This is a genomic window from Natrinema salinisoli (genome assembly GCF_020405205.1).
GTDB lineage: Archaea > Halobacteriota > Halobacteria > Halobacteriales > Natrialbaceae > Natrinema > Natrinema salinisoli.
Genome location: NZ_CP084469.1, coordinates 3,351,643 through 3,378,021, shown reverse-complemented (window position 1 = coordinate 3,378,021; position 26,379 = coordinate 3,351,643). Strand labels below are relative to the sequence as shown.

Annotated in this window: 27 protein-coding genes and 1 tRNA gene; 16 read left to right on the top strand and 12 right to left on the bottom strand. The window is 65.1% G+C overall.

Features of this window, described 5'->3' with window-relative positions; all coding sequences use genetic code 11:
• The first annotated feature begins 80 nt into the window (after positions 1-80).
• Complete coding sequence (locus tag LDB05_RS16700; protein ID WP_226005113.1) at positions 81-1,070, top strand: TIGR03617 family F420-dependent LLM class oxidoreductase; 990 nt, start codon at positions 81-83, stop codon at positions 1,068-1,070.
• On the opposite strand, the gene LDB05_RS16695 is transcribed toward LDB05_RS16700, so the two are convergent.
• Together LDB05_RS16695 and LDB05_RS16690 are read right to left on the bottom strand one after the other, a co-directional pair.
• Complete coding sequence (locus tag LDB05_RS16695; RefSeq protein WP_226005112.1) at positions 1,043-2,041, bottom strand: MBL fold metallo-hydrolase; 999 nt, start codon at positions 2,039-2,041, stop codon at positions 1,043-1,045. The two genes, LDB05_RS16700 and LDB05_RS16695, sit on opposite strands and share 28 nt — an antisense overlap.
• Positions 2,042-2,050: 9 nt before the next feature.
• Positions 2,051-3,247 (bottom strand): acyl-CoA dehydrogenase family protein, encoded by a 1,197-nt coding sequence (locus LDB05_RS16690; RefSeq protein ID WP_226005111.1) that lies wholly within the window; start codon positions 3,245-3,247, stop codon positions 2,051-2,053.
• A gap of 194 nt (positions 3,248-3,441) precedes the next feature.
• Between LDB05_RS16690 and LDB05_RS16685 the strand changes: the two genes are divergently transcribed.
• Positions 3,442-4,215 (top strand): IclR family transcriptional regulator, encoded by a 774-nt coding sequence (locus tag LDB05_RS16685; protein ID WP_226005110.1) that lies wholly within the window; start codon positions 3,442-3,444, stop codon positions 4,213-4,215.
• Positions 4,216-4,773: 558 nt separating this feature from the next.
• Here the strand turns inward: LDB05_RS16685 and LDB05_RS16680 are convergent.
• The gene (locus LDB05_RS16680) at positions 4,774-6,147 is read right to left on the bottom strand and encodes an MATE family efflux transporter (protein ID WP_226005109.1); all 1,374 of its coding nucleotides are present in this window, start codon (positions 6,145-6,147) and stop codon (positions 4,774-4,776) included.
• Positions 6,148-6,363: 216 nt separating this feature from the next.
• Here LDB05_RS16680 and LDB05_RS16675 point away from each other — a divergent pair, with 216 nt between their 5' ends.
• Positions 6,364-7,125, top strand: a complete 762-nt coding sequence (locus tag LDB05_RS16675; RefSeq protein WP_226005108.1) for an SDR family NAD(P)-dependent oxidoreductase — start codon at positions 6,364-6,366, stop codon at positions 7,123-7,125.
• 97 nt (positions 7,126-7,222) lie between these two features.
• Positions 7,223-7,885: an HAD family hydrolase gene (locus LDB05_RS16670; RefSeq protein ID WP_425498575.1), complete on the top strand. Its 663-nt coding sequence runs from the start codon at positions 7,223-7,225 to the stop codon at positions 7,883-7,885.
• Between the two features lie 12 nt (positions 7,886-7,897).
• On the opposite strand, the gene LDB05_RS16665 is transcribed toward LDB05_RS16670, so the two are convergent.
• Positions 7,898-8,869: a succinylglutamate desuccinylase/aspartoacylase family protein gene (locus LDB05_RS16665; RefSeq protein ID WP_226005107.1), complete on the bottom strand. Its 972-nt coding sequence runs from the start codon at positions 8,867-8,869 to the stop codon at positions 7,898-7,900.
• A 157-nt stretch (positions 8,870-9,026) separates the two neighbouring features.
• Between LDB05_RS16665 and LDB05_RS16660 the strand changes: the two genes are divergently transcribed.
• From LDB05_RS16660 to LDB05_RS16640, 5 genes are all read left to right on the top strand, one after another.
• On the top strand, positions 9,027-9,545 hold the full coding sequence (locus tag LDB05_RS16660; RefSeq protein ID WP_226005106.1) for a peptidylprolyl isomerase: 519 nt from the start codon (positions 9,027-9,029) through the stop codon (positions 9,543-9,545).
• A 129-nt stretch (positions 9,546-9,674) separates the two neighbouring features.
• Positions 9,675-10,625, top strand: coding sequence for an oxidoreductase (locus LDB05_RS16655; RefSeq protein WP_226005105.1), 951 nt, complete (start codon positions 9,675-9,677; stop codon positions 10,623-10,625).
• Between the two features lie 61 nt (positions 10,626-10,686).
• Positions 10,687-11,025, top strand: a complete 339-nt coding sequence (locus LDB05_RS16650; RefSeq protein ID WP_226005104.1) for a ferredoxin — start codon at positions 10,687-10,689, stop codon at positions 11,023-11,025.
• Between the two features lie 55 nt (positions 11,026-11,080).
• A tRNA-Leu gene (locus LDB05_RS16645) sits at positions 11,081-11,164 on the top strand.
• Positions 11,165-11,673: 509 nt separating this feature from the next.
• Entirely contained in the window at positions 11,674-12,327 is a 654-nt protein-coding gene (locus LDB05_RS16640; RefSeq protein WP_226007929.1) for a ribonuclease HI family protein, read from the top strand.
• A 271-nt stretch (positions 12,328-12,598) separates the two neighbouring features.
• On the opposite strand, the gene LDB05_RS16635 is transcribed toward LDB05_RS16640, so the two are convergent.
• The 5 genes from LDB05_RS16635 to LDB05_RS16615 all read right to left on the bottom strand — a co-directional run bounded on the left by LDB05_RS16635 (position 12,599) and on the right by LDB05_RS16615 (position 18,893).
• Positions 12,599-13,756 carry an MFS transporter gene (locus LDB05_RS16635; RefSeq protein ID WP_226005103.1) on the bottom strand — a complete coding sequence of 386 codons (1,158 nt, stop codon included), beginning with the start codon at positions 13,754-13,756 and terminating at the stop codon, positions 12,599-12,601.
• Between the two features lie 196 nt (positions 13,757-13,952).
• Entirely contained in the window at positions 13,953-15,425 is a 1,473-nt protein-coding gene (locus LDB05_RS16630; RefSeq protein WP_226005102.1) for an aldehyde dehydrogenase family protein, read from the bottom strand.
• Positions 15,426-15,544: 119 nt separating this feature from the next.
• Positions 15,545-15,976 (bottom strand): hypothetical protein, encoded by a 432-nt coding sequence (locus tag LDB05_RS16625; RefSeq protein ID WP_226005101.1) that lies wholly within the window; start codon positions 15,974-15,976, stop codon positions 15,545-15,547.
• A 70-nt stretch (positions 15,977-16,046) separates the two neighbouring features.
• Positions 16,047-16,841 (bottom strand): DUF5806 family protein, encoded by a 795-nt coding sequence (locus LDB05_RS16620; protein WP_226005100.1) that lies wholly within the window; start codon positions 16,839-16,841, stop codon positions 16,047-16,049.
• Positions 16,842-16,928: 87 nt separating this feature from the next.
• A complete protein-coding gene (locus LDB05_RS16615) occupies positions 16,929-18,893 on the bottom strand; it encodes a beta-propeller domain-containing protein (protein WP_226005099.1) in 1,965 nt (654 codons plus the stop codon).
• Positions 18,894-19,085: 192 nt separating this feature from the next.
• Here LDB05_RS16615 and LDB05_RS16610 point away from each other — a divergent pair, with 192 nt between their 5' ends.
• Positions 19,086-20,222: a thiolase family protein gene (locus LDB05_RS16610; RefSeq protein WP_226005098.1), complete on the top strand. Its 1,137-nt coding sequence runs from the start codon at positions 19,086-19,088 to the stop codon at positions 20,220-20,222.
• A gap of 359 nt (positions 20,223-20,581) precedes the next feature.
• The gene (locus tag LDB05_RS16605) at positions 20,582-20,824 is read left to right on the top strand and encodes a hypothetical protein (protein WP_226005097.1); all 243 of its coding nucleotides are present in this window, start codon (positions 20,582-20,584) and stop codon (positions 20,822-20,824) included.
• 227 nt (positions 20,825-21,051) lie between these two features.
• On the opposite strand, the gene LDB05_RS23425 is transcribed toward LDB05_RS16605, so the two are convergent.
• Together LDB05_RS23425 and LDB05_RS16600 are read right to left on the bottom strand one after the other, a co-directional pair.
• On the bottom strand, positions 21,052-21,186 hold the full coding sequence (locus tag LDB05_RS23425; protein WP_284145796.1) for a hypothetical protein: 135 nt from the start codon (positions 21,184-21,186) through the stop codon (positions 21,052-21,054).
• A gap of 5 nt (positions 21,187-21,191) precedes the next feature.
• Positions 21,192-21,404: a hypothetical protein gene (locus LDB05_RS16600; RefSeq protein ID WP_226005096.1), complete on the bottom strand. Its 213-nt coding sequence runs from the start codon at positions 21,402-21,404 to the stop codon at positions 21,192-21,194.
• A 320-nt stretch (positions 21,405-21,724) separates the two neighbouring features.
• Between LDB05_RS16600 and LDB05_RS16595 the strand changes: the two genes are divergently transcribed.
• Both LDB05_RS16595 and LDB05_RS16590 read left to right on the top strand, forming a co-directional pair.
• On the top strand, positions 21,725-22,039 hold the full coding sequence (locus LDB05_RS16595) for a hypothetical protein (RefSeq protein ID WP_226005095.1): 315 nt from the start codon (positions 21,725-21,727) through the stop codon (positions 22,037-22,039).
• 89 nt (positions 22,040-22,128) lie between these two features.
• A complete protein-coding gene (locus LDB05_RS16590; protein WP_250160927.1) occupies positions 22,129-22,881 on the top strand; it encodes a TraB domain-containing protein in 753 nt (250 codons plus the stop codon).
• A gap of 39 nt (positions 22,882-22,920) precedes the next feature.
• Here LDB05_RS16590 and LDB05_RS16585 read toward each other — a convergent pair whose 3' ends face one another.
• On the bottom strand, positions 22,921-24,609 hold the full coding sequence (locus LDB05_RS16585; protein ID WP_226005094.1) for an aldehyde ferredoxin oxidoreductase C-terminal domain-containing protein: 1,689 nt from the start codon (positions 24,607-24,609) through the stop codon (positions 22,921-22,923).
• Between the two features lie 155 nt (positions 24,610-24,764).
• Here LDB05_RS16585 and LDB05_RS16580 point away from each other — a divergent pair, with 155 nt between their 5' ends.
• The 3 genes from LDB05_RS16580 to LDB05_RS16570 all read left to right on the top strand — a co-directional run bounded on the left by LDB05_RS16580 (position 24,765) and on the right by LDB05_RS16570 (position 26,375).
• Positions 24,765-25,358, top strand: coding sequence for a DUF2391 family protein (locus LDB05_RS16580; RefSeq protein ID WP_226005093.1), 594 nt, complete (start codon positions 24,765-24,767; stop codon positions 25,356-25,358).
• A gap of 76 nt (positions 25,359-25,434) precedes the next feature.
• Entirely contained in the window at positions 25,435-25,848 is a 414-nt protein-coding gene (locus LDB05_RS16575) for an EamA family transporter (protein ID WP_226005092.1), read from the top strand.
• A 128-nt stretch (positions 25,849-25,976) separates the two neighbouring features.
• Positions 25,977-26,375 (top strand): PAS domain S-box protein, encoded by a 399-nt coding sequence (locus tag LDB05_RS16570; RefSeq protein ID WP_226005091.1) that lies wholly within the window; start codon positions 25,977-25,979, stop codon positions 26,373-26,375.
• The last annotated feature ends 4 nt before the right edge of the window (positions 26,376-26,379 follow it).

The window sequence follows — 26,379 nt, the reverse complement described above, 5'->3', positions numbered from 1 at the left end:
TGCAGTGGGTCGCGCTCGCGTTCTATCCGCGACCCGAAACGCGTCCATAGATTGAAGGGTCACCTCGTCGACCACCGTGTATGTCAGACCTTCGCATTGACGCGATGGTGCCGGGACTGTCAGGCGACGCCGGCGGAGCCGCCGCACGCGCCGAAGAACTGGGCTTCGACGGCGTCTGGACGCCCGAGACGGACAACGACGCGTTCCTCCCGCATCCGCTCATCGCGGATCGGACCGACGAGATCCGGCAGGGAACGCGCATCGCGCTCGCCTTCACTCGCAGCCCGATGGCACTCGCCTACACCGCCTGGGATCTCGCGCGGCACACCGACGGCCGGTTCGTGCTCGGACTCGGCACGCAGGTCAAAGGCCACAACGAGCGCCGGTTCAGCGTCGACTGGGAGTCGCCGGGACCGCGGCTGCGCGAGGTCGTCGAGTCGCTCCGGCACATCTTCGACGTGTTTCAGGGAGGCGCGGAGCTCGACTACGAGGGCGACCACTACTCGTTCTCGCTCATGACCGAGACGTTCGATCCCGGACCGATCGACCACCCCGACGTCCCGATCTACATCGCGGGGGTCAACGAGTACAACATCCGGCTCGCGGGCGAGCTATGCGACGGGCTGGCGATGCACCCGTTCAACACGCCCGGGTACACCGACGAGGTCATCGCTCCAACCGTCGCGGAGGGAGCCGATCGCGGCGATCGCTCGCTCGAGGACGTCGCCCTCTCCGCGAGCCCGTTCGTCGTGACCGGGGAGACGGACGAAGAGCGCGAGCGATCGCGGGACGAAGTGCGCCGGCGCATCGCCTTCTACGGCAGCACGCGCACCTACCACGACGTCCTCGAGCATCACGGCTGGCGGGACGTCGGCGAGGAGTTACACGACCTCTCGAGAGAACAGCGCTGGGACGACATGGCCGACCTGATCACCGACGAGATGCTGTCGACGTTCGCGATCGAAGCGCCGCCGGAGGAACTGCTCGCGGCGGCCCGGGACACCTACGGCGGCATCGCGGATCGCGTCGTCCTCCCCCTCGATCACGGCGAGGCCTTCCTGAACGAGTAGTAGCGGACGCCGTCGCGATCCTCGTACTCGACTCGCCCCCGTTCCTCGAGCGTGCCGAGCGCGCCCAGCGTGTCGAGCAACTGCGCCGGATGTCTCGTCTCGCCGACGCGGTGGCGGGTGAGTTCCGTCGGCGGTGCGGGACCGACGGCCGTCACCGCCTCGAGCGTCTCCCCGGTGAGCGTCTCGAGTGACGACCGAGTGTTCTCGATAGCTCCCCGGTAATCGGTGAAGACCGGGCCGTGGCCGGGGAAGACGCGGTGGAACTCTCGTTCTTCGAGTCGGTCCATCGCACGGTGGAAGGCCTCGACGGCGTCGTAGGCTCCGTAATCGATGCCGACGTGGATCGCACCGGGCCGAAACGACTCGATGAGCGCGTCGCCGCTGAATAGGACGCGCTCACCGTTCAGGTCTGTTGCCACGCTCGCATGGTGAATCTGGTGGCCGGGCGTGTGGATCGGGTCGAATTCGCGACCCGCGACGGAAAACGGCTCGCCGAACTCGAAGGGGACGGCCGCTTCGGGGGCGAGCAAGCGCCGATTGCGTCGCAGGGACGACTGGGCCTGTTCGACCGCGCGATCGATCGCCTCGCCGTGGTAGCCCGTCGAGCGGCCGATCTCGCGAACCCCGTCGGCGAGGTCGTCGGGGTTACGCTCGAGTTGCTCGAGGACCGTCCGCGGCGCGTACACCGCAGCCCCGGCCTCGCGCAGGAGCGGTACCTGTCCGATGTGGTCGCTGTGGGGGTGGGTGACGACGACCGCCTCGATATCGGCCGGGTCGTACCCGCTCGCAGCGAGTCCCTCGCGGATCGTCGTTTCGGCGCGGTCCCCCGGATCGCCGGTGTCGATCAGGATCGGCGCGGGCTCCTCGATCAGGTACGCCGCGGCGTGTTTCGGCGGCCACTCGATGTCGAAGTCCAGCCGGGAGACCTGCGAGCCGACTGCGACGGGGTCCCGTTGCGTCGAGTCGTCCATCGTGGACGATCAGATGAGTTCGCGGGCGATCGTCCGTTTCATGATCTCGTCCGTCCCCTCGAAGATCCGGAACACGCGAGCCGATCGATAGTTGCGCTCGATGGGGAGGTCCTTCATGAAACCGGCTCCGCCGTGGACCTGCATCGCGATGTCAGCCGCGTCGTTCGCGAGCTTCGCCCCGCGGAGCTTCGCCATCGACTCCTCCTTGCGGGCTCGCTCGCCCTCGTCCATCTTCCAGGCGGCGTAGCGGTAGAGCTGACGGACCTGCTCGATGTCCGTCGCGAGTTCGGCCAGCTGGAACGAGATTCCCTGTCGGTGACCGATCGGTTTGTCGAACGTCTTCCGCTCGCGGGCGTACTCGACCGACATATCGAGCAAGAACTGAGCCGTTCCGACGGAGCCGGCGGCGATGTTGATCCGACCGCCGCCGATCCAGTCCATCGCGGACTGGAAGCCCTTGTCGACTTCGCCCAGCACCTGTTCTTCGCCGACGCGGCAGTCGTTGAAGTACAGTTCGGAGTGCGTCCCGGGGGTCATCCCCATCGCGCGGTGGATCTTTCCGACCTCGAAGCCGGGGTTGTCCTTGTCGACGAGGAAGCAAGTGATCCCGCCCAGATCACCGTCCTCCCCGCTCGTCCGAGCGAACACCATCGCGAAGTCGGCGTACGGGCCGTTCGTGATGTAACACTTCTGGCCGCTGATCACCCACTCGTCGCCGTCTTTCTCGGCCTTGGTGTCCATGTGATGGGCATCGCTGCCGTGGCCCGGTTCGGTCAGCGCGAAGCAGGTCGTGATCTCCCCGTCCATCAGCGGCTCGAGGTACTCCTCGCGCTGGCGCTCGTCGCAGTTCAGCAGGATGGGCGTTGGGCCGCCGGCACCGCCGAAAATGGCGCTGGCGAACCCCGGTGGCCGGTTTGCTATGTGCTCGCCCACGATGGCTCGCGTGAGGATGCCGACGTCGCCGCCGCCGACCTCCTCGGGCATCGTCATGCCGTAGAAGCCTGCCTCGACGGACTTCTTCCGGATCTTCTCGATGATATTGCGGTACTCCGGGACCTGTCGGTGCTCGTCGTCGACGATCTCCTTCTCGTAGTCCGCGCCGAGGAACCGATCGTACTCGTTCTCGAGCGGAGCGACCTCCTGTTTGATGAAGTCGTCGAGAGCTTTCTTGATCTGCACGGCTTCGGACGGTTCGCTGAAGTCCATAATTCGTCTTACATAACGTCCCACTTAAACGTTACCGTGTGACGATCTTTCAACCACCACAGAAACGCCCAGATCAACGATATCCGACGAATAACCGTCGGAAACGGTCGTTCGCGATCCGGATCCATTTTTTCGAGGACGAGCGGCGTTCAGCAGAGCGGAACAGTTTTAGTTCGTTTCGTTGAACGTGATGTATGGGAACAACAGGCGGGGACGGAGGGAATCGGATCGAAGCGGTGGTGAAAGCGCTGGATATCCTCGAGGCGCTCTGGCAGGCCGAGGGGGCCGGCGTCACCGAGCTCACCGAGCGGACCGGGCTCGCCAAGAGCACGGTTCACGCCCACCTGACGACGCTGCGATCGAAGGGGTACGTGGTGCAGGACGGCGACGAATACCGGTTGAGCCTTCGGCTCCTCTCCTTCGGCGAACACGTCAAGCACGCCGAGCCGCTGTACGCGGCCTCCGACGCGCCCATCGCCGACCTGTCGGAGCGAGTCGGCGAACGAGTGCTCTGTTCGACACACCAGAACGGGCTCGGAACGGTGCTCAACGTCAGCGAGGGGACCCGCTCGTTCACCAGCGACATCGACGTCGGGACGCACACCTACCTCCACAGCTCCGGCGGCGGCAAAGCGATGCTCGCCCACCTCTCCGAGGAGCGAGTCGACGAGGTCATCGACCAGTGGGGACTGCCCGCGTTTACCGACGAGACGATCACCGATCGAGACGCCCTCTTCGACGAACTCGCGGCGATTCGCGACGAGGGAGTCGCGTACAGCCGCGGGGAGTACCTGCCCGGAATCAGCGCCATCGGCGCACCGATCCTGGGCAACGACGGAACCGTCTTCGGGGCGGTCACCGTCGCCGGACCCCACCATCGACTCGAGAACGAGTGGGAGGAACACGACCTTCGCACCCAGTTGCTGTCGACGGCGAACACGATCGAAGTGAACATGATGTTCTCGTAGCCGTTCAACCGGAGTGAACGCTACTTGGGACGCCACGATCGGGACCCGGCGCGGCGGTGGTTCAGTAGGGGACCGGCCCTCCGCAATCCGACTGTAGACTAATATTACAGCCATATGGTCGTAACGCAATGGACGCTCGTCGTGATCGGGATGAAGGTCCCGGTCGGTCCCTCGAGCGCTCGAACGGGGGTCGGACGGGCCGGGATTTCGATCCGGACCGGCAAATAATGTAATAGTGACTTTATGATATAATATACTATAATAACGGGATCGCACTGTTCGCAGAATGAACCCCCTCTTCCGCGGCATAGAGGACTCAAAGAGCAATTATTTGCCTTATTAGCACTCGTGGAAGGGGTCGCACAGTGTTTCGTGGAAGTTTCGCATTATCTACCGTACTTCCGGCCTTTACCGGGCAATAGCTTGTACACTGCGGCTCTTTGAGATTGAATCAAAAAACATAGTATACCTGAAAATTAGTACAAACTATCATCCATAATATATAATGTGTCCCAAAGTGGGTTACTGATCCAGCGCACGATCACGATCGAACAGGGGTCAGCCAGTCTCGCTCGCACGCTCGGACAGCATCGTCGCCGCCGTGTCGGCCCAGTCGCCCCACAGGAATCCCGCCCCCACGACGACCGTCCACCACGCGTAGTTAAGCACGATCCCGGCGTACACGCCGGGGAGGGCGTAGCCGAACGTGACTCCGACGAGATACGAACAGCCGAGCAGAAAGCCGACGGTTCCCGTCAACCGGGCGTAGAAGGGCGTCCGCGTGTCGCCCGCACCGCGGAGACTCCCCGACAGCGGAAAGAAGAATCCGAACCAGAACATCGAGACGCCGAACACGCGAGTGAAGGTCGCGGCGTACTCGAGGGTGGCCGGATCGTCCGTGAACAGTCCCGCGATCGGGGATGCGCCGACGATGAGGACGCCGCCGGCGAGACTGAGCGTCAGGACGCTGAGCGCCGTCATGGCGAGTCCGGAAAACCGCGCATCGTCGGGGCGGCCGTCGCCGAGTTCCTGTCCGACGACGATGCTCGCGGCGACGCTGTAGGAGCGGTAGAGCGGCCCGCTGACCTGCTGATAGCTGCGTCGACCGATGTGGTAGGCCGCCGTCACGTCGGTCCCGAACGTGAGCAAGAGCGCGTTGAACGGAAAGTTCGCGAGGGACGTGCTCATTCCCTCGGCGAAGTTCGGGAGACTCACCGCCACGAGCTGGCGCGTGATCGTGAGACTCCGCGGGCGAGCGAAGGAGAGGTCCGTCCGCTCGGTCGCGATCGCGGCCGTAATCGCGCCGCCCTCGACCGTCCGACTGATCGCCGTCCCCAGCCCGACGCCGACGATGCCCAGCTCGGGGAGGACACCGAGCCCGAGTCCCAAGCCGATCGTCGCCGCGATGTTGATGGCATTCGCGCCCACGTTGACGAGCATCGGCGTCCGCGTATCGCCAGTTCCCTGTAACGATCGCGCGCCGACGAGCCCGACGATACGCATCGGCGCGGCGGCGAAGACCAGCGTGAGGTAGCGCCCGCTCATCTCGACGACACCGGGTTCGGCACCGAGCAGGGCGATCAGCGGCTCCGACAGCGTCAGGCCGACGATCGTTAGCGGAATTCCAGCGACGAATCCGATGAGGAGTGCCTGCGTGATCGCCCGGTCGCGAGTGGCTTCCGCACCGCGGCCCGTGTCCTGGCTCGAGAGGGCGATCGCACCGGTGCCGAGTCCGAGTCCGATTCGCAGCGGGAGCTGTGCGTACAGGTCCGCGAGCCCGACGGCGGCGACGGCCGCCGGCGAGAACAGTCCGGTGACGATGATGTCGACCGTCCGCATCAGCGTATTGAACGTCTGCTGGATCGCGATCGGCCACGAGAGCGACAGCGTCCGCCGCCACACGCTCCGAACGCGGCCGCCGAACTCGGCCATACATCGTTCGGTAACGGGCATCCATCGGATCAACGTATTGTTCCGGGCAGGCGGCTGGGAGGCGTCCGAACGGCTGACCGATCCGGGGGGACAATCGACCTCCTTCGATGGAGGATTTACCAGTGTTCGCTCGTAGCGGTAATTTCGTAAACGGCCCCATCAACGAGATCGGAAATTATGAACGAATTTATGTAGGAGCCGTCCGATACCGAATCTATGCGACTTGACAACAAGACAGTAGTTATCACGGGCGCGGCGTCGGGAATCGGGCAGGCGACGGCCGAACGCTGCGCCGAGGAGGGCGCACGCGTCATCGTCACGGACATCGATACCGAGGGCGGGCAGGCCGTCGCCGAGGCCATCGAGGAAGACGGCGGCGACGCCGAGTTCCACGAACTCGACGTCACCGACAGCGAGCAGTTTCACGCGGTCGTCGATGCGGTCGCCGAGGATTACGGTCTGGACGTAATGGTCAACAACGCCGGCACCGGCCACCCCGGCGGCAACCTCGAGGACCTGGACGAGGACATCCGGGACTTCGTCATCGATATCAACATCAAGGGCGTCTGGAACGGCTGCGACGCGGCGCTCCCGCACATGAAAGAGCAGGGCTCGGGTTCCATCGTCAACGTCGGCTCGCTGGCGAGCATTCTCGGCCTCCCCAAACAGGCCGCCTACTCGACGACCAAGGCCGCCGTGTTGAACATGACGCGAACCGTCGCCGCCGAAGCGGGACCCTACGGCGTCCGTGCCAACGCCGTCTGTCCGGGCTTCACCGAGACGCAGATGCTCGAGGGCTACCTCGAACAGCAGGAGGATCCGGAAGTCGCGAGAGAGGAGATGGCGGAGGACTACCCGCTCAAGCGGCTCGGGAAACCCGAGGAGATCGCGAACGCGATCCTCTTCCTCGCGAGCGACGAGGCGTCGTTCGTCAGCGGCCACGGGCTGGTCGTCGACGGCGCGTTCTCGACCTGCTAACGGAATCGAAGATCGCGACGACTTCGCGTCGTCGTTCGGACCCGTCGAGGGCCGCCGAATCGAAACGATCAATTACTCGTTCTGACTGGTTGGGAACGTGACAGGGTACGACGCAGTGCTGTTCGACAGCGACGGCGTACTGGTCGAGCCGCCGGCCGCCGAAACCCAGGCCGCCGCGACGCGGGCCGCGTTTCGGGACGTTGGCGTCGACGACGTCGCCCAACAGCACGTCGACGCCATCGTGAACGGCGTGACCGTCGCGCAGCTACACGAGGTCTGTACCGACTACGACCTCGAGCCGACGACGTTCTGGGATGCCCGTGAGCGACACGACGAACGATCCCAGTTCGAGCGGTTCAGGGACGGGACTCGAGACCGATACGACGACGTGACGACGATCGCGGACCTTTCCCAGAACCGTGGCGTCGTGAGCAACAACCACCACAGTACGATCGAATTCGTCCTGGACGCGTTCGATCTCGAGTCGCTGTTCGACACCTACTACGGTCGCCCGAAGACGATCGAGAGCCTCCGAGTGAAAAAGCCGGATCCCCACTTCCTCGAGCGAGCGCTCGCCGACCTCGAGGCCGACTCGGCGCTCTTCGTCGGCGACAGCGAAAGCGACGTGGTCGCAGCCCACCGCGCCGGAATCGATTCCGCGTTCGTCCGTCGCCGGCACTGTCGCGACGATGTGCTCTCGGTCGCGCCGACCTACGATATCGAGACGCTATCGGCGCTCCCGGATATCGTGGAGGAGTAAACGCCGAGTCGATCACTGCTCGACGGGTAACGCCACGCTCGCGAGTCGATCACCCGCCGTCACGGTCGCCTCGCGGGTGAGCGCGTAGAGGACTCCCTCTTGATCGGTGCGGGCCTCCTGGAGCGGTTCGTAGGTCGTCGGATGGTAGATCGTCCCGATCGCTGCGCCCACCGCGATCGAGTCGCCGACCTCGAGCGACGGGTTCGGTCGAAAGAGCCCGGCGTCGGCGGCGGTGACCTGTCCGAGATGGTTTCTCACGAGGATCCTATCGCGGTCGGGCACGTCGCCGGGGAGCAAGTCGAGATACCGGCAGACGTCGAGGAGGCCCTCGACGCCTTCGGTGACGACCTCCTCGAGGATCTGTTTGTTGTGGGCGAGTTCGGGCGTGATCGACGGAATTCCCTCCGACGCGGCGGCGACGCGGAGCTTGCCCGCGAACCCGCGGCGATGCCACTCGTCGGTGGCGTCCTCGTGGGCCTGCTCGGCGAGTAAGAGGTCGGTCCCGAACGCGTCGGCGAGGGCCCGCGAGCGCTCGTCGCCCTCGCGGTAGACGACGTGGGGGAGCATGTCGGGACTCCCCGTGTGGAGATCGACGAGGGCGTCGGCGGCCGCGACGTACTCCCAGAGTCGGGCAGCCATGCGCTGGTGGAGGGTCCCCTCACCGTCCCCCGGCCAGATCCGGTTCATGTTGGGATTGACGCTGTCGAGTTGCTCCGGCGTCGTGTAGGAGACGCGATCGAAGGTCAGCGGGTTCGCGACCGGGACGGCGATCACGGTTCCCGACAGCGACTCGAGCGGTAGCCGGTCGTGAAACCGTCGGAGGACCTCCGTCCCGTTGACCTCGCGGCCGTGCTGGGCCGCCTGCACGTACAGCGTCGGTCCGGGTTCGTCGCCGCGGTAGGTGTGGACCGTCGTCGTCAGTTCCACGCCCGACGGCAGCCGGGCGAGGGCCACCTCCTCCGCTGTATGCGTGCCGTCGCTCATGGACGGTCGTTCCACGTCCGGTGGTATGTAGCTGCGGCCGACTCTCGATGGCGGCTTCCGTCGCGGGTTGAAATGAATCGGAGACGAACGAACACCCGGCGATCGCTCGCGGCTCGAGACCACTACCGTTTTCACTCGTCCTGTCCTCCGGAAGAGTATGGGAGACGTTACTGCGACGCTGCACACCAACAAGGGCGACATCGAGGTCGAACTGTACGACGAACGCGCGCCGCGAACCGTCGACAACTTCGTCGGGCTCGCGACCGGCGGCAAGACGTGGGAGGACCCCGAAACGGGCGAGGAGGTCGAGGGCGAGCCGCTGTACGACGACGTCGCGTTCCACCGCGTCATCGAGGACTTCATGATTCAGGGCGGCGACCCGACCGAGACCGGCCGCGGCGGCCCCGGCTACCAGTTCGACGACGAGTTCCACGACGACCTGCGCCACGACGACGAGGGAATCCTCAGCATGGCCAACTCCGGGCCCGACACCAACGGCTCGCAGTTCTTCATCACCCTCGCGCCCCAGCCCCACCTCGACGACCGCCACGCCGTCTTCGGCAAAGTCACCGACGGGATGGACGTCGTCCACGAGATCGGTGACGTCGACACGAACGCCAACGACCAGCCCAAAGAGGACGTCGTCCTCGAGTCCGTCGACGTCGACTACGAGTAAGTCGTCGAGCGGCCGATCGAGCACGTTTTTGCGACCGCGTTCCGGTACGCTCTCCGTACTGAGTGCGACGCGACGTGATCGGACACCCGTCGGGAACCCATTTAGGGCGTCCACACCTACGAGGCGTACATGAGCTGGACAGCCGACGATATTCCCGATCAGGGAGACCGAACGGTCGTGATCACGGGCGCGAACAGCGGCATCGGCCTCGAGGCCACCCGCGAACTCGCGCGCAACGGCGCGACGGTGATCATGACCTGTCGGAGCGTCGACCGCGGCGAGAACGCGGCCGACGACGTTCGGGAGGACGTTCCCGACGCCGACCTGCGCGTCGAGGAGTGTGATCTGGGGGACCTCGAGTCGGTTCGGTCGTTCGCGGATCGACTCGAGGGCGAGGAAATCGACGTCCTGATCAACAACGCCGGGGTCATGGCGATTCCCCGATCCGAGACCGAAGACGGCTTCGAGACCCAGTTCGGCGTTAACCACCTCGGTCACTTCGCGCTCACCGGGCAGTTACTCGCGGCGCTCGCGACCGACGGGGACGACCCGGCGCGGGTCGTCACCGTCTCGAGCGGCGTCCACGAGCGCGGGGAGATCGACTTCGACGACCTCCAGGGCGAGGACTCCTACGACAAGTGGGGTGCCTACGCCCAATCGAAGCTGGCGAACGTGCTGTTCGCGTACGAACTCGAGCGACGGTTCCTCACCGCCGACGCGAACGCCGAGAGCATGGCCGTCCATCCGGGCTATGCGAACACGCAGTTACAGTTCCGCGGCCCCGAAGCGAGCGGCAGCCGCCTCCGGAAGGCGGCGATGAAGGTATTGAACGCGATCGTCGCGCAATCGGCCGAAATGGGCGCCCTCCCGACCCTGTACGCCGCGACCGCGCCCGACGCCGAGGGCGGCGCGTACTACGGCCCCGGCGGCCTCATGAACATGCGCGGTGCGCCCGAGCGGCAGGCCTCCTCGGACCGATCGTACGACGAGGAGACGGCTCGTCGATTGTGGGACGTCTCGAGCGATCTCACCGGCGTCACCTACGACTTGCCGGAGCCGACCGCCGAACTCCCGGCGTAGCCGGTCGCCACCACCGGCGGCAACCGTAACGCGAAAGACCACGCGGCCGAACGACTACACAATGAGCGACGACGGTATTCAGCGCGCCAGCGATGTCGGCTCCTCGAACGCGCCGCCGGTCGAGGAAAAGCCCTACAAGATCATCTTTGAGGCGAACAAGTGCTTCGGCGCGGGCAGGTGTGCGGAAGTCAGCGCCAACTGGGAGATGTCCATCGCCTCGGGCATGGCCCAACCGAACGAGTACTTCTTCGGCGAGGAGGACCTCGAGCACAACGTCCGCGCCGCGGAGGTCTGCCCGGCGAAGAAAGACGACGGCTGTATCCACGTCGTCGACCGCCGGACCGACGAGGAGATCGCGCCCGATCCCCACGGCGACGGCACGCTCAGCGTCGACTGGTAAGGGCTCGAATCGAAACGCACATCCCGACTCCGGGTCAATTTTCACTCGCTTCTGTGCGAGGGTAGCCAAGCAGGCCAACGGCGGTGGGCTTAAGACCCGCTCCCGTAGGGGTCCGAGGGTTCAAATCCCTTCCCTCGCATACCGACTCGAACGATAGTAAGAGTCGTGTATGCGAAACGGAAGGGTTTGAACGAGAGAAGTCGTGGTTCGAAAGGTGCCGGAGGCACCTTTCGTCATCCCGAGACGGCTTCGCCGTCTCGAACGACAGCGCCGAGCGACGCGAGGCGACCGTCTTCGCGTGGTTCAAATCCCTTCCCTCGCATGTCGCCGCGAACACTCGTGAGCGGTGACTGCGAAACGGAGGGATTCGAATCAGACCGAGGTTCTGCGAGCGGAGCGAGCAGATTCTCGGGCGTGGTTCAAATCCCTTCCCTCGCAGTTTCGCTGCGAGCAACCCGCGAGCAGTGGGAATCTAACGACGGAGTCCGAAGGGCCGACTGATTCAAAGCAGTCCACTACCGCTGCCACCTGAAGGGATTATCCCGCTCGACCCCCGAGGACCGATATGCAGTGGTACGACCAGCCAACGAGATCATCCGGGAGCGAGGGTGTGAGGGTCCGGAAGCGAAGCCCAAAGGGGGACGTGACGTGAGCGACGACCCGCTCCCGGCCGAACACCTCTCGGACCTCGCCGCGCTCGTCGACGAGGTACTCGCGGGCGTCGGCTACGAGGTGGCGGCCGCCACCGACGCCATCGACGACGCAGTCCCCGGCTACGGCGGTCTCTTCGACCCCGATACCACCCCGGCCGAGTTGCGTCGCGCGCTCGAGAACCTGCTAGCGTCGGGACTCGCCCGACCACCCGTCCCCGAGCCCACCAGCGACGCGTTCGTCCTCTACGTCGACGGCAGTTCACGCGGCAACCCCGGCCCCGCAGGTGCGGGCGCTGTCATCATGGACGCTGCGGAGGACCAACTCGCCCGCCTCGGCCGACCCGTCGGCTCCCGGACGGGAAACAACACCGCCGAGTACGTCGCCCTCCAGCTCGGGCTCTCCGAACTGCTGGCTCGCTACGAGCCACGCGAGCTGGAGGTCCGCATCGATTCGATGACGGTCATTCGAGACGTCTGGGGAGGCAATGACCCGACGGAACCGGGCGTCGAGACGTACAGCGAGGCCGTCGCGGCGGCCCTGTCGAGCATCCCGGACCACCAGTACACGCATCTGGCGGATAGCGACCCGAATCCCGCCGACGCACTGGCGACAGTGGGAGCCGATATCGCGGCCTTCGGACCCGGATAGGAACGGTACGCCGCTTCCGATTCGGAACCTCCGGCTCCGTTGAAATCTTCAGAAGCTACTAGAAGCCCGTGCGGACTACACTCTCCGCGTTCAACAGGCCTTCACAGCAGTTTCTGGACGATTCAGCAAAATCGAGTAGACCAGTCGCAGCTCGGAAAACGAGCGATGCGAGTAACCCGAAACGGCTGGGCGTGGTTCGAATCCCGTTCCTTCGCATTGCCGCTGCGAACATATCGTGAGCGGTGAATGCGGACGATTGCTTCGGGACGGTTCAACTCGGGAGCCATCCCCGCCACTCGAGAACGGCGAAAACGGCGATCGTACCGGCGAGGGCGAGGGCGGCGCTGGCGAACACCGTGTCGTAGGTGTACCCGCGTTCGATGAACAGTCCGAGAGCGGACGAACCGAGCGCCTGGGTCAGCATCCAGGCGGAGCTGAACGCGGCGTAGGCGCTGCCGCGCGTCGAATCCGGGAGCGTGTCGAGGAGGTAGGTGTCCGTCGCCGGGAACAGCATGTGCATGACGAAGCCGAGGAGCACGGTGATGACGCCGATCGCGAGCAGCCCCTCGACGAGCGTCAGTGCGAGCAGGCACGCACAGAACGCGCCGACGATACCGAGCAAGTACGGAACCTTGGGCAGTCTGTCGGCCAAATCACCGCCGACGAAGAACGCGGGCACGCCCGCCGCGAAGACGACCGTGAGCATCGCGCCCGCTTCTCCGTCGGAGAGCCCCTTCGACTGCATGTACAGCTCGTAGAAGTTGAAGACGCCCTGCCAGACGAACACCGCCGCGCCGACGATGGCGAGCGCCGTGGCGATGATCCGCCACTCCGAGAGCGCACTCCGGAGGAAGTTGCGGTCGGCCCGCCCCGCCGCCGGCATCTCGGTGTTTCGTGCGGCAAACCACGTGTAGCCGGTTACCGCCGCCGCACCGATCGCGATAGCCCACAACGAGAGTCGCCAGTCGACGATCAGCGTGAGCGCGACGAACGGCGCGGCGATCACCGCGGCGATCTGGCTGGCCGCCCCGTGGATCCCCATGACGCGCCCGACGCGCGACGGGAACAGTTCGCTCACGAGCGGGTTCGCGGAGACGAAGTAGATGCCGGAGGCGATGCCCATGAGAAAGGCCCCGATCATGAGGTATCGGACCGTCGTCGCGGTCGCGGCGAGTCCGGAGGAAACCGCGAGAACGACGCCGGACGCGATCACGACGTGGTGTCTCGGGACCTTCGTGAGGAGCCACCCGGTCGGCATCCGCAGGGACGCGCTGCCGACCCACACGAGCGTCACGATGAGCCCGGCGGTCGCCTCGCCGATCGCGAACTCGGCGATAAAGACGTCTAACAGCGGCGCGAAAACGATTCTGGCGAGATTGATCAAGAAGACGAGTCCGCAGAGGGACCCGAAGAGTCGGGAACGAGACATAGTCGTTGTTTCCGACAGCGAACCTCAAGCATTCCGAAACGAAATCGCACGCGTAGCGGCGTTCGCACTCCGGCCTGCGAGGAGGAGTCATCGCCGCAGCGAATCCCCGATAGTAGCCACTGAAAGTCGATGCAAACCTACTCGCACGACTGCGTTGCGAGTAGTGTTAAATCGTTTCAGCGGCTACTATATCGCCTCAGAACGGATACTCTCGCGGCTCGTGTTGCACCGAGATCCACTTGGTCGTCGTCAGCTCGTCCAGGATCTGCTCGCCGTTGTACCGGCCCATCCCGGACTGCTTCATCCCGCCGAAGGGGACGTGGGGCTCGTCGTTGATCGGCTGGTCGTTGATGTGGATCATCCCCGTCTCGATCCCGTCCGCGATCCGGCGGGCCTGCTCCACGTCTTCGCTGTGAACCGAGCCCGACAGCCCGTGGATCGTATCGTTCGCCAGCTCGATCGCCTCCTCGTCGCTCGAGTACGGGATAACCGGCGCGACGGGGCCGAAGTGTTCGTTGCACGCCGCGGCCATGTCGTTGTCGGCGTCCGAGAGCACGGTCGGTTCGACGACCAGCCCGTCCGCGTCGCCGCCGGTCTCGAGGGTCGCTCCCTCGTCGACGGACTGCTCGACGTAGTCGAGGATCTGATCGCGCTGGCTCTCGTCGATGATGGGGCCGATGACCGTATCGCCGTCCGTCGGATCGCCGGTCGGCAGCGAGGCGGCCCGGTCGGCGAGCGCGTCCACGTAGTCGTCGTAGATCGACTCGTGGACGAGATGGCGGTTCGTCGAGATACAGATCTGGCCCTGATGGAGGAACGAGCCGAAGACGCCGCCGTCGACGGCCCGCTCGAGGTCGGCTCCGTCCGTGACCACGTGGACGTTGTTCCCACCGAGCTCGAGCGCGGGGAGCGCACAGTTGCCGGCCGCTTTCTCGGCCACGCGCTGGCCGATCTCGGTCGAGCCGGTAAAGGCGAGGACTCGGGGAATCTCGTGGCCAGCGACCGCGTCGCCGATCTCGGAACCGCGCCCGGGAACGACGCTGAGGACGCCCTCGGGAACGCCGGCTTCCTCGAAGATCCGTGCGAGCAAGAGCCCGCCCGTGATCGGCGTGTTCGAGGCCGGTTTGAGGACGACCGCGTTTCCGGCCGCGATCGCCGGTGCGACCGCCCGCATCGAGAGGTGCAGCGGGAAGTTCCACGGGGAGATCACCCCGACGACGCCGACCGGCACGCGCTCGGCGATGTTCTCCTTCCCCGGGGTGATCGAGTCCATGTGCTGGCCGTCCATCCGGAAGGGGTAGCTGGCGGCCTGCTGCATCATCCCCCGTGCGGTCTGCAATTCGGCCTCGCACTTGACCTGCGTGCTGCCGGATTCGCGGGCCAGCAGTTCGGCGATCTCCTCGCGGTGGTCGCCGACGAACTCGATGGCGGCGTTGAGTACGCCGGCTCGAGCCTGTGGCGGCTGCTGACTCCAGGCGTCCTGTGCCTCGGCGGCGGCCTCGTAGGCCCGGTCGACGTCGTCTTCGGTGCCCGCGGGGACGGTCGCGATCTCCTCGCGCGTAAAGGGATTCTCGTCGGTGATCGCGTCTCGTTCACCGGTATCGGTCCAGTCGCCCGCGAGATACAGCGACTCCCAGCCGCCGTCGGGTTCCAGAGGAAGGTCACTCATGCGGGCGCACTATCCCTCGAGCGGGGAAAAGGAGCGGACTGGCAGTCGCAACCCGCGGACCGCCGGCTACCCCGTCGATCGAACGGTGACGGGTCGTCCCGAATTGCCAGTCGGTGACCTCACGCGAGCCGGGGTGGAAGCAAGACCGCGAGGGAGACGTAGATTACCGCCACGACGACGAGCGTGGCGAGGACGCCGACGAGGAGCGCGTCGGAGACGAGCCGCCAGGCGAACAGGAGGATTCCGGTCGGCGGAAGCGCGAGTCCGGCCGCCGTTCGGTGGAAGCCGCGAAGCGGATGTGTCGCGTCCACCGGGGGCGTCTCGTCGGGTCCGCGGTCCTCGTCGTCCGCGATCGCAGCGGGAAGGAACAGGTAGGTGCCGAGGCCGACCAGCACTCCGACGACGGCCCCGAACGCGAGGTCGTCGAACAACAGGAGCCCGAGATACGCGAACACCGGCACGTCGACCACCCCGGCGACCGCAGCGATCAGGTCGGGTGAGAGCTGTCCGTCATCGCTCGAGTTCGACGTGGCATCGCGGGAGTCGGTCATCGATATGTCGAGGGAGTCGCTTCAGGCATAATATAGTTCGCTGTCACGCCCCGTGGGACGGGACCGGAGTCTACTCCTCGGATTCAGCGATGTCCTCCGCCCGGAGCTCCTCGCTGGCTTCCCGCACCTCCCGCATGACACTGGAGATGCGCTCCTCGGCCTCGAGTTCGTCCTCGACGGAGAGGTCGACGCCCTCGACCTCGAGCAGGAACTTGGCGACCTCGGTGGCCTCGTACATCACGTCGTCGAGCTCCTCGGCGGTGAAGAAGTCGCACATCGCGCCGTAGAGGAAGGTCGCGCCGGCCGTGCGGACCTTGTCTTCGAAGGAGGAGCGGGCCTGATTGACCGCCTGCGGCGTGTAGGTGTCGGTCATGAAGGGGACCAGTTCGGGCAGGTTCTCCCCGATCTTCGTCATCTCCACGCCGGTTTCGGTCCGGAAGTCCGAGCAGAGGCGTGCGATCGCCCACTCGCGGGCGGTGATGTAGGTGCGGTCCCGCAGGAACTCGTTGACCCGGTCGTACTGCGCACCGTCCATCTTCGTGAATCGGGCGTACTTCTGGACGTCTTCGGGGACGTCGTTGTCCTGTGGCTCGGGGTCCGGCACGCCCGGCGTCGGTGTATCGTCGCCCGTATTTGCCGCCCGCTCGTCCTCGCCCGTGTCCGCCGCCTGTTCGTCATCGCTCGAGGAGACTCCCTCGTCGCTATCCGTCGATGGCTTGTCACCGTTCGTCGCGGGTCCCGCGTCCGTCGCGACGTCTCCGCCGCCGCCATCTTCGCCGCTCGAGCCGTCGTCCGTCTCCGCCGACTGGTCGGTCCGTTCCGGGGAACCGGCGTCGGAACGCTCGACCGTCTCGTTGCCGTCCATGGCGTGGCATTACCAAACGGCGGGCAAAAGAGTTCCCCTCCCTCCCGGGGGAGTGCGACGACAGCGCCGGAAAATCGCTCCGCCACGTTACAGCTCGATTCGGGTCGTTTCCTCCCAGGTCGTCTCGTCGAGGACGATCGCCTCGTCCTGCCCGAAGACGTAGAGGTAGTCGTCGACGTACATCGCACGGGTTCCGGGACCGCCGAGGTCGACGCGGGCGACTTCCTCGAGTTCGCCGTCCCGGTAGTCGAACACGTAGCTGTGCTCGCTGCCGGGGACGAAGAACACGCCGTGGGCCTCGTCCTGCAGGAAGGCCGTGTGGGTTCGACTGACGTCGCTGTAGCGCTCGTCGGTGAGGATCTCCGAGTCGAGTTCGACCGGGTCCTCGCGATCGCTCACGTCGAAGAGGGTGACTTTCGGCTGCCGCTCTTCCTGTCCCACCCCGAGCACGAGGTCGTCCTCGAGGGGGTGCATGTACTCCGAAAAGCCCGGCAGCTTGAGTTCGCCCTCGACGACGGGGTCCGTCGGGTCCGAGAGATCGAGCGTGTAGAAGGGGTCGATCTGGCGGTAGGTGACGACGTGGCCCTCGTCGCCTTCGAAGCGGACCGAGTAGATGCGCTGGCCCTCGCCCAGTCCCGTCACGGAGCCGACCGTCTCGAGGTCGGAATCGAGGACGTAGACGTCGTTCTCGGAGTCGACGCCGTGCGTCCTGGGGATCGTCGTCGCGATCCGGAGGTGGCCGTCGTGTTCGTCCATCGAGAACTGGTCGAGCGGCGTTCCGGGGACTTCACCGCTGGCCTCGGCGGTCAGCTCGCCGTCGATGTCGATCCTGACGATCCCGGTCGTCGTCAGGTCGCGATGATGTGCCGCGGCGTAGTCGCGCAGCCCGTCCCGGAACGACTCACGGACCTCGCGACGCTCCTCGTCGTCCAGCCGATCGTAGCGGTCCGCGAGGATCTCCCGCAGTTCGACGGTCTTGGCGCGCCGGGAGATCTCGAGGTCGTCCAGGGCCGCGACGCGCTCGCGTGCCGGGGCGTCGAGCAGCGCGGAGCCGTTCTCGGTCCCGAGGAACGACCGCTGCAGGTCGTACTCGTCGGTCGATCGGGTGTAGGAGAGGTAGATCCCGTTCTCGGAGACGTACGTCGCGGACAGCGACTGCGAGCCGACGACGCTCGCCTCGCTCTCGAGACTCCCCGTCTCGGGGTCGACGCGGGCGGCAGTGTAGACGGCGTCCGCGTCGGCGTCCCCGCTCGGGCGAACGACGTCGGTACACTCGATGGTTCGGTCGCCGTACGGCTCGATCGGACACGGATCGTCGTCCGGCCGGTCGGCGAGGACGAGGTAGAGGTCGCCGTCGTACAGGCGGGCCGTATCGATGTGTGCCTCGAGGTCCTTTCGCCACTGCTCCTCGGGATCGTCGGGGTCGCTCACGTCGTACCCGGCGGCTTCCTCGTCGCCGAGCACGACGAGCGTGTCGCCCGCGAGGAGCAACTCGCCGGAGAGCGGAATCGACCCGATGGACTCGGGCTCGGCGGGGTCGCTCACGTCGACGACCGACGTTTCGGCCCACCGCGACGTGTACCGGTAATCGGCGTAGTAGACCGACTCGCCGTCGGTCTTCAGCACATCGGGTTCGTCGAGGGCCGCCTCCTGAACGTTCGTCTCGGAGTGGCGCGGCTCGGCACCACCGGGCCCGCCGGACGACGATCCCGACGCCGAATCCGCCTCGACGGCGGCTCCGTCGTCCCCGGCCATCTCGGCGTCCGCTTGTTCCTCGAACGAGAGGTTGTCGCCTCCCGTCCGAGCGATCGTCGGGGAGCCCGCCAGATACCCGGCTCCCGATGGGTCGTCGAAGTACTCGGAGAACTCGTCCGCCGACGCGAACGTCGTCAATTCGGCATCGTTCTCACCGGCGAGCGAACTGTTCTCCTGCTCGAGGGCTGCAGCGGCGGGCCGCCGCTCGCCGAACACGCCCGTGAAACCGGCCCCGACGACCGAGCCCACGAGCAACGCCGCGAGGGCGACCGCGATCAGTCTCGTTCGACCGTTCATACGCTTGCAAACCGGGGCATACAGTAAGGAGTCAGCGCTAGGTGAAACGTCACTTTCACCCAGCTATCACGCGAGGGGTGGCACAGCGATCACGGAAAGAACGCCGAGCAGCGCCGTCCGGGTCGCGTAAACGGTTTTCCCGCCCTCGAGAGTTCGACCGGATTTAAGTTCGTGAGGGGCATTCGGTAGTATATGTCACAGACGCCAGTCGTAGTTAAGGCAGTTCGGACCCCGCAGGGGAAAGAAGACGGCGTATACGCCGACGTTCGCAGTGAAGATCTCTCGGTCCCGCTGATCGACGAGATTCTGGCCGAAACCGGCCTCTCCGGTGAGGAGATCGACGATCTGATGTGGGGCTGTGCCCAGCAGCGCGAGGAGCAGGACAACAACCTCGCCCGCGTCATCGCCCTGCTCTCGGAACTCGGCGAGTCGGTGCCGGCGACGACCATCAACCGCTGGTGTGCCTCCTCGATGCAGTCGGTCATCTCCGCTTCCGACGCCATCGCGGCCGGCAACCGCGACGCCGTCATCGCCGGCGGCGTCGAGAGCATGAGCCGCGTCGCGATGGGCGAGAGCTACGGCCACATCCACCCGAAGATCTCCGAGCTGTACGACCTCGGGGACCTCCAGATGGGGATGACCGCCGAGAAAGTCGCCGAGGAGTACGGCGTCAGCCGCGAGGAGCAGGACGAGTACGCCGCCCGTAGCCAGCAGCGCGCCACCGAGGCGACCGAGTCGGGCCGCTTCGACGACGAGATCGTCCCGATCGAGACCGAGGACGGCACCGTCGAGGAAGACGAGGGCATCCGCCCCGGCACGACCCCGGAGAAGCTCGCCGAACTCCCCACCGTCTTCAAGGAGGACGGCACCGTCACGCCCGGCAACGCTTCCCAGATCTCCGACGGCGCATCCGCCCTACTGGTCACCAGCGAGGCCTTCGCCGAGGAACACGACCTCGAGATCATGGCCGAAGTCGGCCGGAACAACGTCGCCGGCGTCGACCCCACCGTCATGGGTATCGGCCCGGTCCCGGCGACGCGGGGCCTGCTCGAGCGCAACGGCCGCGACATCGACGACTACGATCTGGTGGAGCTCAACGAGGCCTTCGCGAGCCAGTCGATCTACTCCCGGGACGAACTCGGTATCGACCCCGAGATCTTCAACGTCAACGGCGGCGCGATCGCGCTGGGTCACCCGCTGGGTGCCTCGGGCGCTCGCCTCCCGGTGACGCTGATCAACGAGCTGCAAAAGCGCGGCGGCGGCCTCGGCCTGGCGACGCTGTGCGTCGGCTTCGGTCAGGGTGCGGCGATCGAGTTCGACGTTAACTGAAGCGCGGTTCGGAGGCCAACGGCCGAGAACCGCGGGATCGCGAGCGGGGAATGTAATGACCCGCGAGCAGACGGTTGGTCTGAGCTTTTTGGTCTCTTCGCGAACGAAGTGAGCGAAGGTCAGCGAGAGCTTTGCTCTCGCCAGACAGATTTTGCGAGGGAGGAGAGTGCGGTTCGGAGCGAACGAAGTGAGCAAGAACCGCGGTCGACGACCGAGACAAAAGGTGGTCGCGTCAGGGTGCGGCGATCGAGTTCGACGTTAACTGAGACGGTTGATCTGGGCCTTCTGGCCACCTGTAGTGAACGATTTCTCGCTTTTATTTCGGAACGCATTTGATCTGTAATTCGATAGCCGAAAGTATGACTGGTGAGAGATCGGCAGATATCGTTACTGCAGTTCTCCTCCTCCCAGTTGCCCTCTGGATGGGGATCGCTGGTAATCCGATAAGTGCAATCGGGCTTCTATTACTCAGTACGATAGCGGTCTTGCGGCTTACTTCCACAGGGGTGCGGAAATGGACGAACGAGCATCGGTGGGCATTTCTAGCGATTTTGATTCCGATTGGACTGTTCATTATGATAGGTGCGATGCCCACAGACTGAGCAGTCCACACGAATAGAAGTGAGCGAGGGTGGGATCCCAACGGAGACAAGTGCCCTGCTCATGCTGGCAGCAGGGAATGGCCGCACCCTCCCCAGCCGATTCGCTCGGTCGCTCCGCTCCCTCGCTCATCCCTCGCGCAATATCGTCGGCTGGCCTCACTGTCGTTCAGCCAGCCGACAGCGCGCGCCACCGCCGCTAGCGACACAATGCAGCGACTATCGACCGGTTACGTGACCCGTTCGCCGTTCTCGTCGACCGCGCATTCGCAGTCGTCACAGAGCCACCAGCCGACGATCGGATCGCGGAGTGGAAGCACTGCACCACAGTCGGGACAGCGCTTGGACTCCGTGACTCGAGGCACGCACATCACTCGCCCGTCCCCAGTCCGCGGTCGGCGGGATCGCACGTGAGCAAGACCGGATTGACCGAGCAACCACAGGGGTAGGCGGTGCCCCTGTACAGCCTGCTCGAGGTCAGGATGCTGACGGGTTCGCCGCAATTTGGACAGTCGGGACGCGACGACGGGCGGTCCTCGCTGCCGTCGTCGTTCGGGCCGTCGTCGTTCGCGTCGTCACACATGGCGATCGCGCCTCGAGCGCCGTAGTGCAGTCGATACTGATCGTGTCTGGCGATTTGGCTGTCGTGCGGGACGTTTATATCCCGGAGGAATGTACGGAATCATGCTTCCGAAACCCCGGTGAGGGTTTGGAAGCCACGCCTCGGGTGTGCCATCACCTGGGGCATTTGCGTACGCCCCGCTGGAGACGCGGCCTCCGGATTACTATTCACCTTTCCATCACTTATAACTACTATTCTGTGTCACGAATGGATGTCTTTCTCGCCCGAGAGCCCCCGTTATTTGGCTGGTCGTTTAGTAGTCTCGAGTTCTACGCTCACGTATGAACGTGGGCCTCCTCGCGATACTCGTCGGGATCCCGCTCGCCTGGCATCTCGGGCTGACGGCGATCGCCTACTACGACGCCGGGAAAGTGGGCCTCGAGCCACCGAAGAAGTGGGCGGCGATCACCTTCTGCATCCCGCTGATCGGCTTCTTCATCTACCTCTTCGAGCGCAGCGAGCTCTCCTACGATCCGGAGAGCGATCCCTATCGGGACAACAACTTCAACATCCATCCTTCGCGGGCCGACGACAGCCCGCTGCCGTCCCGTGGTGACGACCGGCTCTCGCTGACCGACGAGGGAGACGACGAGTGAGTCTCGAGCGGTGATCGGATACGCGGGCTCAAGGAGCCAGTCGAATCCCGGTCGTAGTTTCAAGCCGCTGGCGGACGAAGGATACGGGGATGTCCGACCACGGCACCATCACCCTCGTTCCCAGCGTTCACTTCTCGCCGACGCACCGCCGCCGGGTTCGGGAAACGATCCGGGAGGCGGAGCCGGATCTCGTCGCCGTCGAACTCGACGAGTCGCGCTTCGATCGACTCGAGGGAAACGACAGCGGGAATCTCGACGAACTGACCCGTGAACTGCCGCCGCCGATGGCGGCCGCCTACAGCATACTGCAGACGCTCCAGCGGACGGTCGTCCGACTGTACGGCCTCGATCCCGAGCAGACCGACATGGAGGCGGCTATCGAAACTGCCGCCGAACGGAATACCGATATCGCGCTCATCGACGAGCCGATCGACGAGATCATGGCCGCCCTCTCGCGTCGCCTCGGGCCGCTGACGATCCCGAAAACGATGCTCCGGATGCAGTCGATGGGACCCGAGGAGTACGCCGACCAGATCGAGATGCTGTCGCTGCCGTTCGACGAGATCACGAGCGGCGACGACGTGCAGCCGGCGATCGACCACCTGCGGCGGCTGTTTCCCGAAGTCGCGGCGGTGATGATCGACCGGCGCGATCGAGCCATGGCAGCGCGGCTCCACGCGCTTCGGAGCGAGGGGCACGACGTGGTCGCGGTTATCGGCGCAGGCCACCACAACGGCGTTCAGCGGCGGCTCGACGAACTCGAGGCGCGCAACGGCGAAGAACAGCCGAGCGTTCCGATCAGATCGACCGATCGGACGGTCACGCGGATTCCGATCGAGTGAGAACCGGCAGTTCGTCGCGGGGACGCGTCGCCGTCGCGATCAGTCGTCGGCCGGCGTCGCGGCGCTGCCGCCCTCGAACTGCGCGTCGGGGACCGTCCCGTCCTCGTTCCAGCCGCGCTCGGCGTAGTACTCGTCGAGCCCCTGATCGAAGCCGGGGATCTCGTAGGGCAGTCGGTCGTCGCCCCGGTCGAAGCCGCGCTGGTTGTTGAAGTGCCGTTCCATCGCGACGACCTCGCCGCCGAGTTCGAGCAGGTCGTCAATGTCGGCGTCGAGCAGCGTCTCCATGCGCTCCTCGGTCACGAAGTCCCGCGAGAACTTGCAGAGGACGGCGCTGTCCTTGATCGCGTTGATGTTCTCGAGTTCGACGACCTTCGGCGGTTTCCCCTCGAGGCCGGACTTGTCGAAGGCGTCGTCGGCGTCGACGAGCGGGTACTCGTAGGGGTAGAACTCGGCGTACATGTGGTCGGCGCCGCGGTTCGAGGTAGCGAAGGCGAGTCCCTGTCCGTTCAGTGTGCGGCCGTCGTGGGCGGAGAACTCCATGCCCTTGACGGACCAGTTCTCGACGCCGAGCTCGTCGTGGACCCGGTCGATGCCCTCCGCGAGCTGGTCGCCGATACCGTCTCGGTACGCGATCTTCTCGACGAGGTCGTGGATGAGGTCGACGTTGCCGAACTCGTCCTCGCTCGCGAGATAGGCCGCGACGGTGTCGCCACAGGAGATGGTGTCCAGTCCGAGCTCGTCACACAGCCTGTTGGACTTCATCACGTCGACGATGTCGTCGACGCCGGAGTTCGATCCGAACGCCATCAGCGTCTCGTACTCGGGACCTTCCGTCTCGAGGCCGGACTCCTCGTCTCGAGTCGGCAGTTTGCAGGCGAAGGCACACGACGAGCAGGTGCCTTTCTTGTACTTTTTCTCCTCGACGCGATCGCCGCTGATCCCGTCGATGCCCTCGAAAGAGAGTTCCGAGAAGTAGTAACTCGAGAGGGCCTCGACCATGTTCGCGTACTCCGCGACCGAGGTGGTCCCCTGTGCTTTCATCGGATGCTCGGCCTGGGCAGCCTCGCCGTGGATCTCCATCTGCAGCGCCGGGATCTCGACCTCGTTGGTCGAATCGCCGTCGAAGGTGATCGCCTTGACGTTCTTCGAGCCGAGGAGTGCACCGAGTCCGCCGCGGCCGAAGGCTCGCTCCTTGGACGTCATGATCGACGCGAAGCGGACCTGGTTCTCACCGGCCGGGCCGACGACCGCGGTGTGTTCCGGACCGAGATCGTGTTCTTCCTCGATGTAGTCGCAGGTCTCGAAGACGGTGGCCTCCTCGAGTTCCGGGACCTCCTCGAACTCGATGCCTTCGTCGGTGACGTGGACGATCACGAGTTCGTCGCTGGCACCGGTGATCTCGACGGCGCTGTGGCCCGTTCCGGTGAAGTTCCGCGAGAGGAAGCCGCCGGCGTTCGAGGACAGCAGGCCGTCGGTCAGCGGCGAGAGACCGGTCGCCGACATCCGACCGGTGAAGCTCATCGTCGAGTGCTGCATCGGCCCCGTCGCGAAGTACAGCCGGTTATCCGCACCCAGCGGATCGGCGTCGAACGGGATCCGTTCGTGTGCGAGCTTCGTTCCCAGAGCGCGTCCACCGATATACGACTCGAGGATGTCGTCGATGTCCTCGGTTTCGGCCGTTCGCTCCCCGACGTCGATCGAACACAGCGGTCCCCGTACGTGTTTCATACTACTACAATGGGGGGTACGACCGCAAAATGGTACCGGTTTTTCGGGCAGAGTCGCCGGTAATAGTTTCCGTTTGACACGACGCGGGCGAGGGTTGTCGACCGCATCGGTCGTGGTTGGCCGTCTTTATCTACCCGCGGTGTCTGGTCGAGTGCATGTCGCGGCCGGAGGAGCCACACGAAGAGACGACGATCGACGACGTCTACGAGCAACTCGAGGCGCTCGAGGAGACGGTCGACACGTCGCACGAGCGGACGGAGGTACACCGGACGATGCGGCTGGTCAGCCGGCTCTCGCACAACGGGACGGTGGGGAGGGTGATCACCGGGTTCACCCGGAAGGACAAGGCGGAGGCGTTCGTGGGGAGCGTCGTCATCGGCTTACCGATGTTAGTCGAGGACGGCGTGTTCAGTATCGGGGCGTTCCTCGCGGCCCGCCCGATCCTCTTGCTGGTGAACTTCCTGTTCACGGTCGGGCTGGTCGTCGGGATCCTCTACGTCGCCGATTTCCGCGAAGTCCATATCAAGAACCCCTACTTCGGCCTGATTCCGCGCCGTCCGGTCTGGGTGTTGCTGATCGCGTACGCGACCGCCGCGGGCTTGATGACCCTGTGGGGCCGGATAACCTGGGACGAGCCGTGGCTCAACTTCTGTCAGGTTTCGGTCGTCTTCACGGCGATGGCGCTCGGCGGTTCGCTGGGGGATATCCTGCCCGGCGAACACGAACACCGACCCGTCGGCGACGCCTGAACGCGAGGTGTCGGAATCGAGGGGGAACCGGTCGACATGACGGAACGTTTTTCCGAGTCACGAAAAAGCGCCATCCATGGTCAACACGGCGATCCTGTTCGCACTCGGTGCGTTGTTGCTGTACGGCGGCTGGGCGGTGACCGGCGGCGTCGCGACGCGATCGCTCTCGCCCGTGAACGCGGTGTTTCTCTCCTACGTCGCGAGCCTCGTGATCGTCGGCGGCTACGTGCTCACGCTCCGTCGCCCGATCGCCGGGACGCGCGTCGACGTCGCGTTCGCGCTCGTCTCCGGTGCGTTCCTCGCGGCCGCCTCCATCAGCTTCTACGCCGGTCTCGCGCGCGGGAACATGGCGATCGTCTCGGCGATCGCCGCGCTGTACTTCGTCATCCCGGCCGTCGTCGGCGTCTTCTACTTCGACGCACAGCTTTCCGCGACGAACGTGGTCGGGCTGGCGCTCGCCGTCGTCGCCGTCGGCCTCGTCGCGACCTGAGTGGCGGCGTTCCTCGAATGGAGTCGGTCACACGCCCGTCTCGCCGGAATCGGATGGAATTTCGCGTTCAGTGGAGCGGAGTACCGTATCAGAAGACGTTTGTCGACGACCCGGTATCGTCGTACACGATGACGTATCAGCCAGAAGAGACGGATCGCGGGATCGGAGACGCCCTGCTCCGTTCACTGATCGATGGCGCGAACGACGGACTGTTCGTTCTCGATCCGGAAACGGGCGAGATTCGGGGAGCCAATCAGACCGTTTGCGACTGGCTCGGGTACGAGAGAGAAGCGGTGCTGGACATGACGATCTTCGATTGTCAGCGGACGTTTTCGGAGCCCGATGCGTGGCAGCAGTTCGTCCAGAACGTGCGTGAGGAAAACGGCGTCCAACTGGAAAACGAAATCCAGACGCGCACCGGTTCGACGATCGCCGTCGAGGGGAGTATATCGGTCGTTTCAGCGGACGGCTCCGACTATGTCGTCGCGATTCCGCGACGGATTCCCGGCGACGCTCCCGACGAATGAGACG

What these genes read in the sequence shown, in the direction of transcription:
- LDB05_RS16610 (WP_226005098.1), top strand. Translation starts at nt 19,086, where the DNA reads ATGTCACAGACGCCAGTCGTAGTTAAGGCAGTTCGGACCCCGCAGGGG.
- LDB05_RS16660 (WP_226005106.1), top strand. Translation starts at nt 9,027, where the DNA reads ATGGGAGACGTTACTGCGACGCTGCACACCAACAAGGGCGACATCGAG.
- LDB05_RS16595 (WP_226005095.1), top strand. Translation starts at nt 21,725, where the DNA reads ATGAACGTGGGCCTCCTCGCGATACTCGTCGGGATCCCGCTCGCCTGG.
- LDB05_RS16605 (WP_226005097.1), top strand. Translation starts at nt 20,582, where the DNA reads ATGACTGGTGAGAGATCGGCAGATATCGTTACTGCAGTTCTCCTCCTC.
- LDB05_RS16675 (WP_226005108.1), top strand. Translation starts at nt 6,364, where the DNA reads ATGCGACTTGACAACAAGACAGTAGTTATCACGGGCGCGGCGTCGGGA.
- LDB05_RS16585 (WP_226005094.1), bottom strand. Translation starts at nt 24,609, where the DNA reads ATGAAACACGTACGGGGACCGCTGTGTTCGATCGACGTCGGGGAGCGA.
- LDB05_RS16570 (WP_226005091.1), top strand. Translation starts at nt 25,977, where the DNA reads ATGACGTATCAGCCAGAAGAGACGGATCGCGGGATCGGAGACGCCCTG.
- LDB05_RS16635 (WP_226005103.1), bottom strand. Translation starts at nt 13,756, where the DNA reads ATGTCTCGTTCCCGACTCTTCGGGTCCCTCTGCGGACTCGTCTTCTTG.
- LDB05_RS16600 (WP_226005096.1), bottom strand. Translation starts at nt 21,404, where the DNA reads ATGTGTGACGACGCGAACGACGACGGCCCGAACGACGACGGCAGCGAG.
- LDB05_RS16680 (WP_226005109.1), bottom strand. Translation starts at nt 6,147, where the DNA reads ATGGCCGAGTTCGGCGGCCGCGTTCGGAGCGTGTGGCGGCGGACGCTG.
- LDB05_RS16650 (WP_226005104.1), top strand. Translation starts at nt 10,687, where the DNA reads ATGAGCGACGACGGTATTCAGCGCGCCAGCGATGTCGGCTCCTCGAAC.
- LDB05_RS16700 (WP_226005113.1), top strand. Translation starts at nt 81, where the DNA reads ATGTCAGACCTTCGCATTGACGCGATGGTGCCGGGACTGTCAGGCGAC.
- LDB05_RS16620 (WP_226005100.1), bottom strand. Translation starts at nt 16,841, where the DNA reads ATGGACGGCAACGAGACGGTCGAGCGTTCCGACGCCGGTTCCCCGGAA.
- LDB05_RS16580 (WP_226005093.1), top strand. Translation starts at nt 24,765, where the DNA reads ATGTCGCGGCCGGAGGAGCCACACGAAGAGACGACGATCGACGACGTC.
- LDB05_RS16630 (WP_226005102.1), bottom strand. Translation starts at nt 15,425, where the DNA reads ATGAGTGACCTTCCTCTGGAACCCGACGGCGGCTGGGAGTCGCTGTAT.
- LDB05_RS16665 (WP_226005107.1), bottom strand. Translation starts at nt 8,869, where the DNA reads ATGAGCGACGGCACGCATACAGCGGAGGAGGTGGCCCTCGCCCGGCTG.
- LDB05_RS16590 (WP_250160927.1), top strand. Translation starts at nt 22,129, where the DNA reads ATGTCCGACCACGGCACCATCACCCTCGTTCCCAGCGTTCACTTCTCG.
- LDB05_RS16695 (WP_226005112.1), bottom strand. Translation starts at nt 2,041, where the DNA reads ATGGACGACTCGACGCAACGGGACCCCGTCGCAGTCGGCTCGCAGGTC.
- LDB05_RS16685 (WP_226005110.1), top strand. Translation starts at nt 3,442, where the DNA reads ATGGGAACAACAGGCGGGGACGGAGGGAATCGGATCGAAGCGGTGGTG.
- LDB05_RS16615 (WP_226005099.1), bottom strand. Translation starts at nt 18,893, where the DNA reads ATGAACGGTCGAACGAGACTGATCGCGGTCGCCCTCGCGGCGTTGCTC.
- LDB05_RS16575 (WP_226005092.1), top strand. Translation starts at nt 25,435, where the DNA reads ATGGTCAACACGGCGATCCTGTTCGCACTCGGTGCGTTGTTGCTGTAC.
- LDB05_RS16690 (WP_226005111.1), bottom strand. Translation starts at nt 3,247, where the DNA reads ATGGACTTCAGCGAACCGTCCGAAGCCGTGCAGATCAAGAAAGCTCTC.
- LDB05_RS16625 (WP_226005101.1), bottom strand. Translation starts at nt 15,976, where the DNA reads ATGACCGACTCCCGCGATGCCACGTCGAACTCGAGCGATGACGGACAG.
- LDB05_RS16655 (WP_226005105.1), top strand. Translation starts at nt 9,675, where the DNA reads ATGAGCTGGACAGCCGACGATATTCCCGATCAGGGAGACCGAACGGTC.